The sequence below is a fragment of the Chryseobacterium sp. MYb328 genome (genome assembly GCF_037572595.1).
Taxonomy (GTDB): domain Bacteria; phylum Bacteroidota; class Bacteroidia; order Flavobacteriales; family Weeksellaceae; genus Chryseobacterium; species Chryseobacterium pennae.
In genome coordinates this window covers 350606-366781 of the sequence record NZ_JBBGZQ010000003.1, presented here as the reverse complement: position 1 = coordinate 366781, position 16176 = coordinate 350606, and the positions used below count along the sequence as shown (strand labels likewise).

Here is a 16176-nt window from a genome sequence, read left to right as displayed (position 1 = left end):
TTCATGTCTATGCATCCGTTTAGTTCACTTTATTTTCTCTGGTTCTTCAGAATTTAATTATTATCTAATTTACTTCTAAATCCTTGTGCAAATCTAAAGGCATCCGTGGCAATAAAAAAATAGATTATGTGGGTTCAAATTGAACCCTTTTATTTTGACTTTGTTACAGCAGCATTTTTAATATCAACGGTTAGTGTATGAGCAGGATAGGAATCAGATTTACCTATTTTATACTGTATTGTTTTATCATCCTTAGATTTTATCTTGGTCGTATCATAAATGTTTTCCATGCAGCTTTCGGTAAGAAATTCTTCATACCGTTTATAGTTCCAGTCTTTGGTGAAATAAAGAATCCTGTAGCCTTTCTCACCTTCGCTGGCGCCACATCTCCCACAGGCATTAAGGTTTGATGAATGTTCAAAATACAGTAAAACCCTGTTCCCTTTTTCTCCGGAAACATAAGAAATCAGCTCATTTCCGCCATATAAATTAATAACATCAAACGTGTTGATTCTTTTATTATTAGGTAAGATCAGATAATTATTGTAGCGATAGATCATATCATTACTGGTGAATAATTTGGCAGATTGAGCTTTAGCTTTATTTTCTAAATAAAAACTTCCTGAAATAGGATTTTCACGGGTTTCGCCCTGCCCAAATAAAATGGTTTCCTTCGGACTAAATGTTTTCGCAATTTCCACTGCTTTTTCTACGTCCTGTGGTGAGTTGATCCTTTCTTTAAACTGTTTAGAAATGTGTTGATGCTTAGATCCAAAATTATATAATAACAGTTTACCATAATCATAAAGCCCTGTTAGAGGAATTTTCTTCTGATATTTATCGTAATAATACCAGCCGTCTATAAAATGCTGGTATAAGTTGCAATCCGGAATACCATCATAATGGAGCTGAAGAGTAATGGGAACTCCAGCAATTTCTCCCTTAAAGGTCTGAGAAGAGTCGGTGATCTGTTTTAATTCAACCTTTTGACAAAAAAAGAAGGTTAGGGAAAAGAATAGGAATAGGGAAAAAGCTTTTTTCATGGTTGGGATCAGTTTTTAGAGGAAAAAGTGAGCAATAGTATAGATAATAAGGCCTACCAAACCACCAACTAAGGTTCCGTTAACACGGATGAACTGAAGGTCTTTTCCTACCTCCAGTTCCATTTTTTCGCTTAATTCCTTACCCTGCCAGTTTCCTACAGTGGTACTGATTAGGTTTCCGAATTGATGGGTGTTTTTCAGAATATATTTATAGGCTGTTACCCGAACCCAATGATCAATTTTATTCTGAAGGTTTTCATCAGTTTTTAAATTTTGCGAAAACTCGTTCAGGTTTTTAGAAAGATAATTTTTCAAGGCAGAATGGTCCTCCTGAAGTTCTTTCATTAATGTTTTCTTGATGGAAACCCAAATGTCATTAGAGTATTCATCAAGCTTATCATTTTTAAGGAGTCCTTTTTTAATAGTTTTAAATTCTTCATCCCATTTTGGATCTTCCTTAAGGTCAACCGAAAATTCATGAATTTTTTGAGTGATTAAACCTCTTACTTCATGTTCCGGATTTTCTTCTATTTCTTTGAAAAAAACAGACAGTCCGTCTGCAATCTTATCCGCAATTTTATTATCAACAAAAGACGGGATGAAAGTATAACTTCCTTTCTTTACCCGATCTTTAATCATTTCATCATTTTGAATAATATATTCTTTGATCTGTTTTGAAAGATTGGTGATAATCCGCTGATGGTCATTTTTTTCCAGAATATAATGGATCCCGTTGCCTACTACTTTGTTAAGTTTGATATCATCCGTCATATCAGAAACCTTTTTACTGATGAATTGGCTCACAGTAGAATCATCAAGCTTATTGAGAATATCAAGCACAATATCTGACAGGTTTCGGATCAGAATATCCTGATTTTTTTCTTTGGCAAGCCATTCCCCGGCAAAACCTGAAACTTTGATTTTTTGAATGTATGGGCGGATATTCTGAGGGGAAAGAAAATTACTCACTACGAAGCTTCCGAGGTTATCGCCCAATCTTTGCTTACTGTTTTCAATCAGGTTGGTGTGAGGAATCGGTAGCCCAAGTGGATGACGGAATAGGGCGGTAACTGCAAACCAGTCGGCCAAAGCACCTACCATGGCAGCTTCAGCAAAAGCGCGTACATATCCTATCCAATGGGAAGAATTGGACTTCTGCATAATGGTTGTCACAATGAAAATAAGGGCCATCAGAACAAATAGTCCTGTAGCAAATGCCTTATATTTTCTTAGCTGTTTTCTTTTTGCTTCGTCATTCATATTCTCAAATTTACTAAATTTGGTTATGAAAACCATTTAATGTGAATAAAGCTTTTTAGTACAAAACGTATAAAAGTTTTTTATCCTTTAAAAGTTAAAATTTACGATGAAATTTTTAATTTCAGCTCTTATATTAATTGTTCTGCAAGGATGTACGCAGAAACAGCAACCTATTAAAATTACTTCTATGGAAAATACAGAAGCAAAAAACAATCCATATTACTCAAGAACCGATACCACAAAACTGAATATCTCCAATGAAGAATGGAAGAAAATCTTAGCTCCGGATCTTTACGCAATCTCAAGAGAAGCTGCTACAGAAAGAGCTTTTACAGGAAAATATAATGAATTTGATGAGATAGGAGATTATTATTGTGCTGTTTGTGGGAATCATTTATTCCGCTCTACTTCAAAATTTGCCAGCAGTTGTGGATGGCCAAGTTTCTTCGAAGCAGATAAAGAGGGCGTATATTACAAAAGGGATCAGACCTATGGAATGGAAAGAGTAGAGGTGCTTTGCAAGAGGTGTGATTCTCACTTGGGACATGTATTTGATGATGGCCCAAAGCCTACCGGTTTGAGGTATTGCATGAACTCCATCAGCCTTGAATTTGTTTCAGATTCAGAAAAATAAAATCGTTGTATTTCATTGCCATGAAAGGACAGAACTTAGAAAAGCGAAAACAGATCTGGATTGTTTTGTCGGATCTATATCTTGATACAGAGCTTCAGGAGTCTGATTTCAAATATATGGCAGAAACTTTTTTTGAAAACCCTTTTACTTTTGAAGAAATCAAAGAAATTGACCAATATGAAGTGTTTCCTGTCTTCTTTTCAAACCTTTTGATTCCTGCAGGAGAATGGGCAGGGTTTGATGAATTGGTATTGGTTAAAAATATTATGAAATGGATTGAAACGAGAAATAAGCTGGATATTTTTGCTGTCAAATGTCTTTATCCCATTTATGATAAGATAAATAGGAGTTATTGGAAAAGGTTAGAAGATATTTATAACCAGATAGATGGAGGGCTTCTCCGTTAAAGTTTCTTAAATTCAGTTAAACTTTGTAGACTTATAAGTGGCTGATAGCGATGTTTTTATAATTTTGCCCCACTAATTTGGAACTAATATATTATTGAATGAAAGGATTTTATGGCGTAATAGGCCTTATTTACATGGTGATTACCTCTTTCTACATTTCTCCAAGAGCGGTGGTAAAGAATGAAAATATCACCACAAAAAAGACAGAAAGAGTAACTGACACGAAATCTGAGAAGAATGCTACTGTAGCCGTATCTTCATCAGAAGCTTTATACCAGTCAATTGAATTTGATCCTGAACATGAACTGAACTATGAAGTGTTCTCTAAAGCATTAACAGGATTTGAAAACTTAAAGAAAGCAGGATTACTTACTGGCGAGTCGCATTTATTAACTGTTTGCGATTTTTCTATGTCCTCCAATACCAAAAGACTTTGGATCATTGATCTTAACGACAAAAAAGTATTGTTCAACTCATTGGTTGCGCACGGTAAAAATACAGGCGAAGAATTTGCTACGAATTTTTCTAACACGGAAAGTTCGCGGCAGAGCAGCATGGGATTTTATATCACAGATGCTACTTATCAGGGAGACAACGGATACTCATTGAGATTATTGGGAATGGATAAAGGATTCAATGATGCAGCGTATAAAAGAGCTATCGTAATGCATGGGGCAGATTATGTAAGTGATGCATTTGCAACGGTACACAAAAGAATCGGAAGAAGCTGGGGGTGTCCCGCAGTACCGAGAGAACTGTCACAATCAATGATCAATACGATAAAAGGGAGAAATTTATTATTCATCTATTATCCCGATCAGAATTACCTTTCCTCCTCAGAATGGTTAAAAGCATAAGAAAAAGCAGTCAGGTTTGACTGCTTTTTAATTTTTGAATACATTTATCATCTGATCCCTTATCAAAACCTTAACAGTAATTATTGAATTTATGAATACAGAATATAAAAATGACCAAAATGTGGATGTGTCACCAGAAATTTCGCCAGGGTTTGTCCCTGCTATAAGATTAGTGAATAACATTGACGGATCATGTAGTTTTGAAGAGGGAACAATGCCAACTTTGGCCCACATTAATGCTAGTGTATTCTGGATCAGTAATCAAACTGAAGAATGGGAAAAGAAAACCCATGTTGCTCCCCGTAAACAATATGTCGTTACGATTAAAGGGACTGTCAGATTTAAGGTTACTGACGGGTCAACATTTGTCATTGAACCAGGTATTATTCTTTTAGCAGAAGATATTGAAGGAGAGGGGCACAGCTGGGATATGATAGACTCTGAAGAGTGGACAAGACTGTATATTCCAATGGCAGAAAATTCAGATGATTTTTTCACTCCAGCCACTAGAGTACTTTAGGCTATTGATATCTGCCCTATCCATTTAAAATTAAAAATCCCCATACATTGAAGCACAGGGATTAAAAATTATCTTTATTTCAGGATTAGCTGAACTTCTTAAATACAACCGTTGCATTATGTCCGCCAAATCCAAAGGCATTACTCAATGCAAAATTGATATTCTTTTCCTTAGCTTCTCCAAATACAATATTAATATCCTTAGGAATGTTCTCATCAATACTGTGAAGATTGATGGTTGGCGGAATGATACCATTCTGAATAGCCTTAATAGAAAGGATTGCTTCAACGGCTCCTGCAGCACCTAATAAATGCCCGGTCATTGATTTGGTAGCACTGATATCAAGGTTTTTATTTCCTTTGAATGCCTTATTGATTGCTTTTAATTCAATTAAGTCTCCCAATGGGGTGGAAGTGGCATGTGGATTAATATAATCAATATCTTCCATAGTAATACCTGCTTCTTTTACAGCCAATTGCATAGCTTTGATCGCACCCACTCCTTCAGGATGAGGTGCCGTCATATGGTATGCATCGGCAGTCATCGCTGCTCCGGCTAATTCGGCATAGATTTTTGCGCCTCTTGCTACGGCATGTTCGTATTCTTCAAGGACTAATGCACCTGCACCTTCACCCATTACAAAACCGTCTCTTTCTGCATCATAAGGACGGCTGGCTGTAGCAAAGTCATCGTTTCTTGTAGACATGGCTTTCATAATGGAGAAACCTCCTATTGAAGCCGGAGTAATAGCTGCTTCAGAACCACCACTGATGATTACTTTTGCTTTTCCCAGGCGGATATAATTAAAAGCATCCATCAATGCTGTATTTCCTGTTGCGCAGGCAGAAACTGTTGTATAATTAATTCCCTGAAGGCCATATTTCATGGAGATCATTCCTGAAGCCATATTGGCAATAAACTTAGGGACAAAAAACGGGTTAAAACGTGGGGTACCATCACCATGTGCAAAATCCATCACTTCCTTTTCAAAAGTCCACATTCCGCCTTGTCCTGTTCCCCAGATCACTCCGGAATCGAAAGGATCCATATTTTCAAGCTCTAAACCGGAATCCTGTATTGCTTCTGCTGAAGCATACATGGCATATTGTGTAAAAAGGTCACTTCTTTTGATTTCGTTGTGGGTAAGATGCAGTTTTGGATCAAAACCTTTTACCTCACATGCGAAGTGTACCTTAAATTTTTCTGAATCGAAATGAGTGATTAACCCTGCTCCGCTAGCTCCGTTAATACTGTTGTGCCAAAAGTCTTCGACATTATTTCCCAAGGGTGTCACTGCTCCCAATCCTGTAATGACAACTCTTTTCATATTAGTTATTATTTAAAACTGATTAGATTTTTCATGAGGTAAAGTCTTTTTACCCATGCTTCATTTCACTGCTTTTCTTTATCATTCTGTTTTCCGTTTGCAATATTATCATTTTTCTTTCGCTACAGACGAATAATAAGGTGTATTATTTATAGCATAATGAATGTTTTTATGTAAAAGCAGCTGTAAACTACTTTTCTAAGATCATTGTTATCCCCTGTCCACGAGCTGCACAGATGGAAATAAATCCTTTTCCACTACCTTTTTCATTCAGAAGTTTGGCTAAGGTAGCTATAATTCTTCCGCCTGTTGCTGCAAAAGGATGGGCTGCTGCAAGACTTCCGCCTTTTATATTGAGTTTACTTCTGTCGATTTTGCCAAGTGCTTTTTCCAATCCGAACTGTTTAGCCAGATCATCATTTTCCCAGATTTTAATGGTGGCCAGTACTTGAGCAGCAAAAGCTTCATGAATTTCGTAATAGTCAAAGTCATCCAGGTTCATTCCTGCTTTCTTCAACATTCTTTCAGCGGCAAAAACAGGAGCTAATAATAGGTTCTGTTTGTTTTCAACATATTCTATACCGGCAAGCTCTGAAAATGTAATATAAGCCAGAACAGGAAGATTATTGGCTTTTGCCCACTCTTCACTTGCCAATAAAACTGCTGAAGCACCGTCTGTAAAAGGTGTTGAATTTCCAGCTGTTAAAGTTCCATTCTGTTTATCAAAAGCCGGTTTTAACTGAGATAACTTTTCAAGACTGGTATCACGGCGGAGGTTGTTGTCTTTATCCAGGCCATAGGCAGGAGTTATCATATCATCAAAAAATCCTTCATCATAAGCTTTTGCCATGTTCTGATGACTTTTAAAAGCCAAATCATCCTGATCTTCTCTGGAAATTTTATAATATTTTGCTGTGATCTCGGTATGCTCACCCATCACCAGACCTGTTTTTGGCTCCTGCCCTTTGTAAGGGATGGGCATCCAATCTTTCAGTTTGGGGCTTAGAAGCTGTTTTATTTTCCCGAATGCAGATTTTTCTTTATTCGCTTTTAAAAGGGCTTTTCTTAGGCGGGGAGAAGATTCAAAAGGGATGTTGCTCATGGCTTCGACACCACAGGCGATACCGCTTTCTATTTGTCCGAGTGCAATTTTATTTCCGATATAAATAGCTGCTTCAATTCCGGTATCACAGGCCTGTTGCAAATCACAGGCAGGAGTTGCAGGATTCAGTGAAGTGTTCATTACAGTTTCTCTGATGAGGTTGCTTTCAGAGATGTGTTTGATGACAGCACCACCGGCAACTTCTCCTAGTAATTTACCTTGTAACTGATAGCGGTCTATCAATCCGCTCATAGCAACAAGGAGAAGATCCTGGTTACCCTTTTCGGAATAGGCGGTATTCATTCTGGCAAATGGGATTCTGTTGTATCCTACAATGGCCACTTTTTTTGTTTCCATATTGTGAAAATTTATGATGGAAGAATTATGAGTTCGTGATCAATCATATCCTTGACCTTATCCAGTGCCTGGTTCAGGAACCGTTCCTCATCCATCGTTTTTGAAAGGAGAATTCCTCCCTCAATAAGCATGATAAACAGAGAAGCATACTCATCTGCATTTACTGAGGCGTTCAATTCCCCGTTTTTTTGACCCTGAGCAATAACTGAAGCTATTTTTTCAGTCCATAGCATGAATGATTTCTGAACGTATTGTTTAAGTACAGGAAAAGAATCATCGGCTTCTGTAGCTGCATTCATTAAAGGGCAGCCTCCATTTGAAAATACAGAACGCCAGTTTTTACGGTAGAAAGATACAAAAGCATGGAGCTTATCGGTTGATGTAGGATATTGTTCTCCAAGAGAGTAATTCATTACCTTGCTCAACAGCCCTGCATTATATTTATACACCTCAATAGCTACCTGATCCTTGTTTTCAAAGTTGCCGTAAATGCTTCCTTTGGTCAAACCTGTTGCCTGGGTAATATCCGAAAGGGATGTAGCGCCATAACCTTTGGTATTGAATAAAGTTGCTGTTTTCTCGATGATAAATTGTTTTGTCTTTTCTGCCTTTGACATTTTAAGTGCTTAAATATAATGCAAATATACAAAAATATACCATTTGGTATATTTTATTTTAAAACGAAGTCTGAGATTTTATCATAACCCAGACTTCATATTTTTATATGGTAAGCTTTTTAAGCTAAAGTAGCATTCAGAGTAATTTCAAAGTTGAATGCTGCGCTTACAGGGCACCCTTCTTCTGCGATCTTTGCATATTTCTGAAACTCTTCATCAGAAATTCCCGGAACTTTTGCAGTAAGGGTTAATTCTGATTTTGTAATTTTTCCAATGTTAGGATCAAGAGTGATGACTGAAGTGGTTGTTAATTCTTCAGGAGTGTAACCTGCCTGGGAAAGTTCAGCACTTAATTTCATGGTAAAACATCCGGCATGGGCAGCGGCCAGCAATTCTTCAGGATTGGTTCCCACCCCATCTGCAAAACGGCTGTTAAAAGAATATTGAGTCTGGTTTAAGGTGGTACTTTGGGTTGTAAGGTGTCCCTTTCCTTCTTTAATGGTACCGTTCCAAACGGCTGTTGCGTTACGTCTCATACTGTAGAGTTTTGATTAATATGAATTTATTTTAAAGATACAAAAAAAGTTTTTTAATTATCAAAATCAAGTCGGTTTTGATAATGTATGACATAATCTCTTTTAAATCTGTAAATCAGTTATTTGGTTATATGGGAGTGCGTAAATAATATCGTTTTATGATAAAATAGTATTATATCTGATTGTATATCAAATCTAGATTTGTAAATATTAACAAAAATTGAATTATATAATGGTTGTAAGATGGATTGGTGGAATGATCAATATTTGTTGTAATTAATGATATAAAAATATAAAATATGAAAAACAAAATTAAAAATCCCTTTTTTAAGTTAATGACCTTAATTCTAATATCTTTTAACTTTATGTCCTGTATGGGAGATGGGAGTGAAGTTGATCAACAAAAGGATCCACTTGACGCTATCAGTTATAAAAAATTCAAAATAGTTGGATACTTCAATGGGTTAACGAGAGGGGGAGTGACCCCTGATTATTATAATCTGAGAGATATTCCTGAAGGCATGGATATTGTTAATTTGTTTCATCGTTTTTCAGGACTTTGTAATTTAAAGAGAGGAGAAAGAGTTCCGGGAGCATCCGGTGAAGATGCTAAAACTTTGACTGAGATTATTAATGACATTAAATACCTGAAATCTAAAAAGACAATAGTAGTACAAACTCAGTTTTTAAATGAAATTTTTGAAAACTATAAAGATGAAAAGAAAACAATAAAATTTCAAAATACACCTGAAGATTATGATGCATATGCTAAAAAAGTGTCAGACTCTTTAAATAAATGGGGATTTGATGGGATAGATCTGGATTTAGAGCCGGGGTATTCTACTACAGGGATCAATAACAGCGATTGGGATCTTTATGTACAGGCTTTTGCCAAATACTTTGGCCCGAAATCTAAATCCGGCAAATTGTTAATTGTTGATACAAATGTTGGATTGTCAGAATTAAAGCTGTCACAAGAAACACTTACGAAAATTAGTGCTATATATATTCAGGATTACTGGGGCAATGAAGCTTATACTGACGATAAAATTGACGGTTATTTGCAGGCCGGCTTTCCAAAGGATCGGATAATGCTGATTTCTGCAGATTTTGAAGCGGCATATTCTTCTACGAGCAGCAGCCAGGGACCACTCCGTCTAAAACAATATTATACTTCCCCGAAATATCAGTCCAAAGTTGGTGGTTATGGAGCTTATGGATTTAATTTTGATAAGAAACAGGATTATAAGTATTATAAAGAAATGATAACAAAGCTTAAAACTTATTATTAATGGAAATAAATCCTCTATTGTTAATGTTAACAGGTGACTGAAATACATTCCAGAGGACAAAGAAAGCCGTTTCGCAAATTTGTGAAGCGGTTTTCTTTGGTAAGTATGTAATTGTAATAATTTTTTTATAAAAATAAGCGTAATTTAGTAATTGAAATTATAAATAATAATTATGTGTCTGAATAGTATTGTTGCTATTTTTTAATTTTTCAAAAACCTCTGTATGAGTGAATTAGAAAATATTCTTAGAGAAATAACTCCACTATCTCCTGAAGATAGTTTTCTTGTGTTTGACAGAATTAAAGCCTCTTTTGATTTTCCTTATCATTATCATCCGGAAATTGAAATTAACTTTGTGTACAAAGGAAAAGGATACCGCAGAATGATTGGGGATCATACAGGTGAGATTGGAGATATAGAACTCGTATTGGTAGGCCCGAATTTACCGCATTGCTGGGCAAACTATAAATGTAAGAACCGGAAAACCCACGAAATTACCATACAGTTTAATCAGGATTTCTTCAATCAGTCTATGATGCAGAAAAATATACTGAAACCGATCAATAATCTGATGAAAGATTCAATCCGCGGCATTCTTTTTTCAACGAAGACCGCTGAAAAACTAAAGGACTCGTTTCTCAATCTGTCGAAAATGAACAGTTTTGAATCCTTCATCGAGATTATGAAAATCCTCAATGAGCTGGCCATCGCAGAAGATAAAACACTTTTGTCTTCCTACAGTATTGAACTTGAAACTTTTGCTGATAATGATAAAATGAAGGCGATCCATGATTTTGTACATAAAAATTTTGAGAATAAAATAACCCTGGATAATGTTGCCTCGTTGGTGAATATGAGCAATGTAACGTTCAACAGATTCATTAAAAAAAGAACAGGAAAAACATTTATCAATTACCTTAATGAGATCAGAATAAGCTATGCGGCCCGTTGGCTGATGGAAAAGAATCTTACTGTTTTTGAAATTGCTTTCGAAGCAGGTTTCAATAATATTGCCAACTTTAATAAAGTCTTTAAATCTATTAAAAAGACGACTCCTACTGAATTCAGAGAACAGTTTAAAGGAGTGAAAAAAATTGAGTAAAGTCCTTTTTAGCTTCAATATATACTTAAATACGATACTGTATTTCTCAATCTAAAATAAAAAATTCTAAGATAATTCTCCTTTTATTGGTTATGCTATTTGTATGTTAATTTACTGATGTATAATCGATTGTGTGGTTTTTTATAAATTCACTGAAAAAATAATATCGTTTTATGATAAAATAGTATTATATCGGGCTGATTACAAAATATAGATTTGTTAATGTGAATTAAATCTTAACAAAACTTTAAATTTTTTAATACATAAACGGCAAAATATTGCTAAAAAAACAATAATTTTTTTTGTATTGAATTATAAAGTAATGTCATTGATTCTCAATTAAATCTAACTAATCTAAACCTTATGAGAAAAGCAGTTATACCGGTTCTATTTGTTTTTTCCCTTTCTGCCACTGCACAGGAAAAAAAAGCGGCCGACACTACGAAGACAACCGATATTCAGGAGGTCGTAGTCACCTCTTTGGGGATTAAAAAGCAGGCCCGCTCTTTGACCTATTCCAGCCAGCAAATTGGTGGGGATGAACTGACAGAAGTGAAAACACCCAATTTTTTAAACTCTATCAGTGGAAAAGTTTCCAATGTACAGATCAATAGAACTAACGGTGTAGGAAGTTCGGTAAGGGTTTTAATGAGAGGTAATAAATCAGCAAGTAGTAGTCAGCCTCTCTATGTAATAGATGGTATTCCCATTATTAACGGGGGTGGAAAATCTGCTGAGGCCAGCCAATATTCTACAATGCCAGACGCAGGAGATGTTTTAAGTTCTATCAATCCGGATGACATTGAAAGCATCAACTTCTTAAAAGGAGCTTCTGCTTCTGCTCTTTATGGCTCTATGGGAGGGAATGGCGTTATCCTGATTACCACTAAAAAAGGAAAAGTAGGTAAAAGCTCTATAAGTTACAATACAAGTTTTACAGTAGATCAAGCATATAGTCTTCCCAAGTTGCAGCATAGTTATCTTTCCTATGATCCTTCAGTTGCTGGCCAAATTCCTGGTTTATCCAATGAAAGCTGGGGTGCGAAAGGAGCTTCCAAAGATTATTTAAAAGACTTTCTGCAAGCCGGTACAACTTGGGTTAATAGCCTTTCTTTTCAATCAGGAACCGAAAAATCAACGAATTATTTCTCAATTGGAAATACTACTAATAAAGGGATTATTCCTTCTTCTTATTTCGATCAGTACAATGTCTCTTTTAGAAACTCTAGTAAATATCTGAATGATAAATTAACGTTGGATGCTAATTTTATTGGCTCTATACAAAATAGCATCAATAGACAGACTCCGGGTATTTCTTTCTCCCCTTTAGTGAGTTTATATTGGTTGCCAAGAGGAGTAGATTTTGACCAATATAATAATAGTAACTACTATTATATAGATAAATCGAGATTATTGCCAGGTCAAAACTGGTGGGCTATAGGACCAGACGGAAAATTCAACGGAAATCCTGCAACACAAAACCCTTACTGGATATTAAACAGAGATAAAGTTACTGTTAACAATAAAAACGCATATAGTGCCGTATCACTAGCTTATCAAATAAATTCTTGGTTATCAGCAAGATTAAGAGGGAATTATAGTTGGAATAGTACTGATAGTCAAAGAGGGGTTTCAGCCTATTCAGACCCAAGTCTTATAACGAGCAACGGGACTAATGGAAGATTCCTTCAAAACAAATATGAAAACACATCTACTTACGGAGACGTTTTATTAGTAGGGAGTCCAAAATTAAGTGAGGATATTTCATTAGATTTTACAGTTGGGGGGAGTATCAATACCTCAAGAAATACAGTAACTGAAATTGATAATGCTTATTTGGCGATTCCGAATTTGTTTACAATAAGTAATCTGCAGTGGAATGTGGACAGGGGCGTAGGAGATGGGTTTCATAATATAAGCTACAGTACCAAAAAACAAGTACAGTCAGTTTTTGCAAGTGCATCTTTGGGGTATAAGAATATGTTTTATGTAGATATGACCTTTAGAAATGATTGGGATTCTACTTTGGCTTTAACAGGAACTAACGGGTACGATTATGAATCTGTAGGTGCTAATGCAATATTATCCTCCATCTTTAAACTTCCTGAAACGATTAATTTTTGGAAAATAAGAGGGTCTTATGCTACAGTAGGATTAGGATTGCCTCCCAATTTAGCAACTGCAACAGATCGTTATAATAGTGCTTACGGATATATTGTGGATGCTGGTCAGATTGTAAAGCCTAAATACTCACTTGTAACAGATCCTGCTTTCAAAGAATTATTTGCAAAGCCGGAAATTAATAAAACTTTTGAAGCTGGTACTGAATTCAGATTGTTTAATAACCGGTTAAGTTTTGATATCACCTATTACAACTCAAATGCTTCCAATCAGCTTTTGCCACTTGATATTTCTTCTAACTTAGGAGGGTTACCGTCAGGTTCCTATTATGTAAATGCTGGAAAAATAAGAAATACAGGCTTTGAAGCTTCTCTATCCTATAAAATATTAAATTCTGAAAAATTGGGGTGGACGGCTAATTTGAATGGGTCCATGAACAAAAATAAAATTGTAGAATTATTTCCATCAAGTATAAATGTTCCGGAAAGTCAACTTCTTGCACTTACTGGTGGTGGTGCTTATACAAAGCTTAAATTAGGCGGGTCTTTCGGAGATATTTATGGTGTTAAATTTATGAGAGATGACCAAGGAAGAATTTTAGTTGATGCAGATGGAAAGCCTATGGCAGATAAACAAATTGGTTATTTGGGTAATCCGAATCCTAAATTTATGTTAGGGTTTAATAACTCTTTTAATATTGGAAAATTGGGAATTTCATTTCTGATTGATGGAAAATTTGGGGGCCAAGTTCTGTCTCTAACAGAAAAAGCAAATGATTTGCTTGGGGTGAGTCAGAACAGTGCTTCTGCCAGAGATGCAGGCGGAGTATCTATCCCGAATGCAGTATATGCACCAGGAACACCAAATGCAGGAGCTGCCTATACTGAGTTAACTGATGCACAAGCTTATTATAAAACGATAGGAGCAAACCAGGAAGGAGCAGGAATTGATGAAGCATATATCTATAGTGCAACCACTGTAAGGCTGCGCCAGGCATCTATAGGGTATACTTTTGATATCAATTCTAGTTACCTGAGAAATGCAACAGTAAGTTTAGTGGGAACAAATCTATTTTTCTTTTATAAAAAAGCACCGTTTGATCCTGAACAGGTTTCAGGAAACACACCTGGTGGTGTAGGAGTAGATTCTTTTGGTATACCTATTACCAGATCTATTGGATTATCATTAAAAGCTAACTTCTAAATATACAATACTAAAATGAGAATAATTAATATTAAAACTTATATACTTGGAGTAGCCGTACTTTTTTCTGCCTCTAGTTGTATCGGAGACTTTGAAGAGTTTAATCAGCAGAAAGTTGGAGGTCCGGAAAATTTTTATGCAGACTTTAAGGCAATTGTAGATCCTATGAAAGCCATGCAAAGAGGTTTTCAGTCAGACTATCAGCTAGCGACAAATCTCAATGCAGATATGTTTAGTGGAATGTTTAGTACAGCATCACAGTTTAATGGAGGAACAAATAATCTTACTTATTTAATGATGGATGGCTGGAACAATAGAATTATCGCAAGACAGCGTGATACTTTTAATAATTCTATTATCATTGATGATGTGGCAAAATACAATTATCCCGGAATAGATTTTACCGCAACTTTTGCAGTTAAAAAAATATTGAAAATTCTTACAGCGGCAAGAGTTTCAGATCGCCATGGACCTGTAGTGTACAGTAAATATGATACTCCTAATGCAAATGGGGTTACAGATTTCGATTCTCAACAGGACGCTTACAACAATTTTATTAATGATCTTACCGCTGCTATTTCTGATTTGCAAAAAGTACAAAATACTCCCGCAACCCAGAATGTAGAAGATAAAGCTGTTGTGAAAAGATCAGATTTGATCTATGGTGGAGACATCGCTAAATGGGCAAAATTAGCTAATTCTCTCAAATTGAGATTTGCTTTGCGTATGAGTTACGCTGATCCAGCAAAATCAAAAAAATATGCAGAGGAAGTCTTTGCTTCTTCCGCAGGATTAATATCTGACAATACAGATAATGCATTGATAAGTGTCGGGCAGCACGAATTGAGTTTTATTATCTATTCGTGGGGGGATTGTTCTATAGGAGCACCTATAATGGCTTATATGAACGGATTCAAAGATCCAAGACTTTCTTCCTACGCTAACACAGCAAAAGATCCGGCAACCTTTATAGATGGTAAACCTCAATATATAGGAATTCGCCAAGGTATTGATTTAATAAATGGCCAACCAACCTATGGTGGTTATTCTCAACCTGCAGCAAGAGCTGCTAGTGGAGATTATTTCTCCGGAACTGATGGAAAGTTCAAATTATTTACTGCTGCTGAAACGTGGTTTTTAAAAGCTGAAGCGGCTTTGAGAGGTTACTCAGGTGCAGGGGATGTACAGGCTAATTATCAGACTGGTATCGCTCAATCTTTTGGAGAATGGGGGAAAAGTTCTGATGTAGCTAATTATCTTGCAGATAATGTTTCAACAGAAGCTCCTTATATTGATCCTAAAAATGCAGCCAATAATATCCTTGCCGGAGACTCTCAATTAAGTACCATTACAATTGCTTGGAACAACAGTGATTCTAACGAAAAGAAACTTGAAAGAATCATCACTCAAAAATGGTTAGCTCTTTACCCGGATGGCCCTGAAGCATGGGCTGAACAAAGAAGAACAGGATATCCAGTTTTGTTCAAAGTCAGAAAAAATGATAGTGGAGGATTAATTGATACCAATCAGATGATCAGAAGAATTCCGTTCACAAATGATACAAAAAATTCAACTTTTAATTATGCTCAGGCAGTTCAGCAATTAGGCGGCTCGGATAACGGAGCTACCAAATTATGGTGGGATAAAAAGTAATCAATCACTTTAATAATACAGAGACATCTCAGAAGTGATAATCATTCAGGCAGGAGAGTACGTAGGCTTTCCAAAAAATTTATAGTTTCGTTTTTTAGCAGGAATGAGCTTTGAGATGTTCTCTTTTTCTTTAGAATCTTATTTT

General features: G+C 35.9%; 14 protein-coding genes. 8 read left to right on the top strand and 6 right to left on the bottom strand.

From position 1 onward, the window contains the following. Positions 1–149: 149 nt before the first annotated feature. On the bottom strand, positions 150–1043 hold the full coding sequence (locus WH267_RS05625) for a hypothetical protein (protein WP_340006395.1): 894 nt from the start codon (positions 1041–1043) through the stop codon (positions 150–152). A gap of 15 nt (positions 1044–1058) precedes the next feature. Further along, the gene (locus tag WH267_RS05620) at positions 1059–2303 is read right to left on the bottom strand and encodes a DUF445 domain-containing protein (protein WP_340006393.1); all 1245 of its coding nucleotides are present in this window, start codon (positions 2301–2303) and stop codon (positions 1059–1061) included. Between the two features lie 106 nt (positions 2304–2409). Between WH267_RS05620 and msrB the strand changes: the two genes are divergently transcribed. The 4 genes from msrB (at position 2410) to WH267_RS05600 (ending at position 4721) form a co-directional block, all read left to right on the top strand. Beyond that, a complete protein-coding gene (gene msrB / locus WH267_RS05615; protein ID WP_115968239.1) occupies positions 2410–2937 on the top strand; it encodes a peptide-methionine (R)-S-oxide reductase MsrB in 528 nt (175 codons plus the stop codon). Between the two features lie 20 nt (positions 2938–2957). Further along, entirely contained in the window at positions 2958–3344 is a 387-nt protein-coding gene (locus WH267_RS05610) for a DUF7079 family protein (protein WP_340006391.1), read from the top strand. Positions 3345–3442: 98 nt separating this feature from the next. Then, on the top strand, positions 3443–4201 hold the full coding sequence (locus tag WH267_RS05605) for a murein L,D-transpeptidase catalytic domain family protein (protein WP_340006390.1): 759 nt from the start codon (positions 3443–3445) through the stop codon (positions 4199–4201). Between the two features lie 91 nt (positions 4202–4292). Then, the gene (locus WH267_RS05600; RefSeq protein ID WP_340006389.1) at positions 4293–4721 is read left to right on the top strand and encodes a hypothetical protein; all 429 of its coding nucleotides are present in this window, start codon (positions 4293–4295) and stop codon (positions 4719–4721) included. Between the two features lie 85 nt (positions 4722–4806). Here WH267_RS05600 and fabF read toward each other — a convergent pair whose 3' ends face one another. From fabF to WH267_RS05580, 4 genes are all read right to left on the bottom strand, one after another. Beyond that, a complete protein-coding gene (gene fabF / locus WH267_RS05595; RefSeq protein WP_340006387.1) occupies positions 4807–6048 on the bottom strand; it encodes a beta-ketoacyl-ACP synthase II in 1242 nt (413 codons plus the stop codon). A 190-nt stretch (positions 6049–6238) separates the two neighbouring features. After that, on the bottom strand, positions 6239–7507 hold the full coding sequence (locus WH267_RS05590) for an acetyl-CoA C-acetyltransferase (RefSeq protein ID WP_340006385.1): 1269 nt from the start codon (positions 7505–7507) through the stop codon (positions 6239–6241). A gap of 11 nt (positions 7508–7518) precedes the next feature. Continuing rightward, positions 7519–8124, bottom strand: a complete 606-nt coding sequence (locus WH267_RS05585) for a TetR/AcrR family transcriptional regulator (RefSeq protein ID WP_340006383.1) — start codon at positions 8122–8124, stop codon at positions 7519–7521. A 119-nt stretch (positions 8125–8243) separates the two neighbouring features. Then, entirely contained in the window at positions 8244–8660 is a 417-nt protein-coding gene (locus WH267_RS05580) for an OsmC family protein (RefSeq protein ID WP_123320410.1), read from the bottom strand. Between the two features lie 299 nt (positions 8661–8959). Between WH267_RS05580 and WH267_RS05575 the strand changes: the two genes are divergently transcribed. The 4 genes from WH267_RS05575 to WH267_RS05560 all read left to right on the top strand — a co-directional run bounded on the left by WH267_RS05575 (position 8960) and on the right by WH267_RS05560 (position 16031). Next, positions 8960–9952 (top strand): EndoS/ChiA family endoglycosidase, encoded by a 993-nt coding sequence (locus tag WH267_RS05575; protein WP_340006381.1) that lies wholly within the window; start codon positions 8960–8962, stop codon positions 9950–9952. Positions 9953–10175: 223 nt separating this feature from the next. Then, a complete protein-coding gene (locus WH267_RS05570; RefSeq protein WP_115968226.1) occupies positions 10176–11054 on the top strand; it encodes an AraC family transcriptional regulator in 879 nt (292 codons plus the stop codon). Positions 11055–11417: 363 nt separating this feature from the next. Beyond that, positions 11418–14378, top strand: a complete 2961-nt coding sequence (locus WH267_RS05565) for a SusC/RagA family TonB-linked outer membrane protein (RefSeq protein WP_340006379.1) — start codon at positions 11418–11420, stop codon at positions 14376–14378. Between the two features lie 15 nt (positions 14379–14393). Then, complete coding sequence (locus WH267_RS05560) at positions 14394–16031, top strand: SusD/RagB family nutrient-binding outer membrane lipoprotein (protein ID WP_115968223.1); 1638 nt, start codon at positions 14394–14396, stop codon at positions 16029–16031. Positions 16032–16176: the final 145 nt, after the last annotated feature.

Excerpts from the sequence above, each read along its gene's own strand:
- WH267_RS05625 (WP_340006395.1), bottom strand. The coding sequence starts at position 1,043 with ATGAAAAAAGCTTTTTCCCTATTCCTATTCTTTTCCCTAACCTTCTTT.
- WH267_RS05620 (WP_340006393.1), bottom strand. The coding sequence starts at position 2,303 with ATGAATGACGAAGCAAAAAGAAAACAGCTAAGAAAATATAAGGCATTT.
- msrB (WP_115968239.1), top strand. The coding sequence starts at position 2,410 with ATGAAATTTTTAATTTCAGCTCTTATATTAATTGTTCTGCAAGGATGT.
- WH267_RS05610 (WP_340006391.1), top strand. The coding sequence starts at position 2,958 with ATGAAAGGACAGAACTTAGAAAAGCGAAAACAGATCTGGATTGTTTTG.
- WH267_RS05605 (WP_340006390.1), top strand. The coding sequence starts at position 3,443 with ATGAAAGGATTTTATGGCGTAATAGGCCTTATTTACATGGTGATTACC.
- WH267_RS05600 (WP_340006389.1), top strand. The coding sequence starts at position 4,293 with ATGAATACAGAATATAAAAATGACCAAAATGTGGATGTGTCACCAGAA.
- fabF (WP_340006387.1), bottom strand. The coding sequence starts at position 6,048 with ATGAAAAGAGTTGTCATTACAGGATTGGGAGCAGTGACACCCTTGGGA.
- WH267_RS05590 (WP_340006385.1), bottom strand. The coding sequence starts at position 7,507 with ATGGAAACAAAAAAAGTGGCCATTGTAGGATACAACAGAATCCCATTT.
- WH267_RS05585 (WP_340006383.1), bottom strand. The coding sequence starts at position 8,124 with ATGTCAAAGGCAGAAAAGACAAAACAATTTATCATCGAGAAAACAGCA.
- WH267_RS05580 (WP_123320410.1), bottom strand. The coding sequence starts at position 8,660 with ATGAGACGTAACGCAACAGCCGTTTGGAACGGTACCATTAAAGAAGGA.
- WH267_RS05575 (WP_340006381.1), top strand. The coding sequence starts at position 8,960 with ATGAAAAACAAAATTAAAAATCCCTTTTTTAAGTTAATGACCTTAATT.
- WH267_RS05570 (WP_115968226.1), top strand. The coding sequence starts at position 10,176 with ATGAGTGAATTAGAAAATATTCTTAGAGAAATAACTCCACTATCTCCT.
- WH267_RS05565 (WP_340006379.1), top strand. The coding sequence starts at position 11,418 with ATGAGAAAAGCAGTTATACCGGTTCTATTTGTTTTTTCCCTTTCTGCC.
- WH267_RS05560 (WP_115968223.1), top strand. The coding sequence starts at position 14,394 with ATGAGAATAATTAATATTAAAACTTATATACTTGGAGTAGCCGTACTT.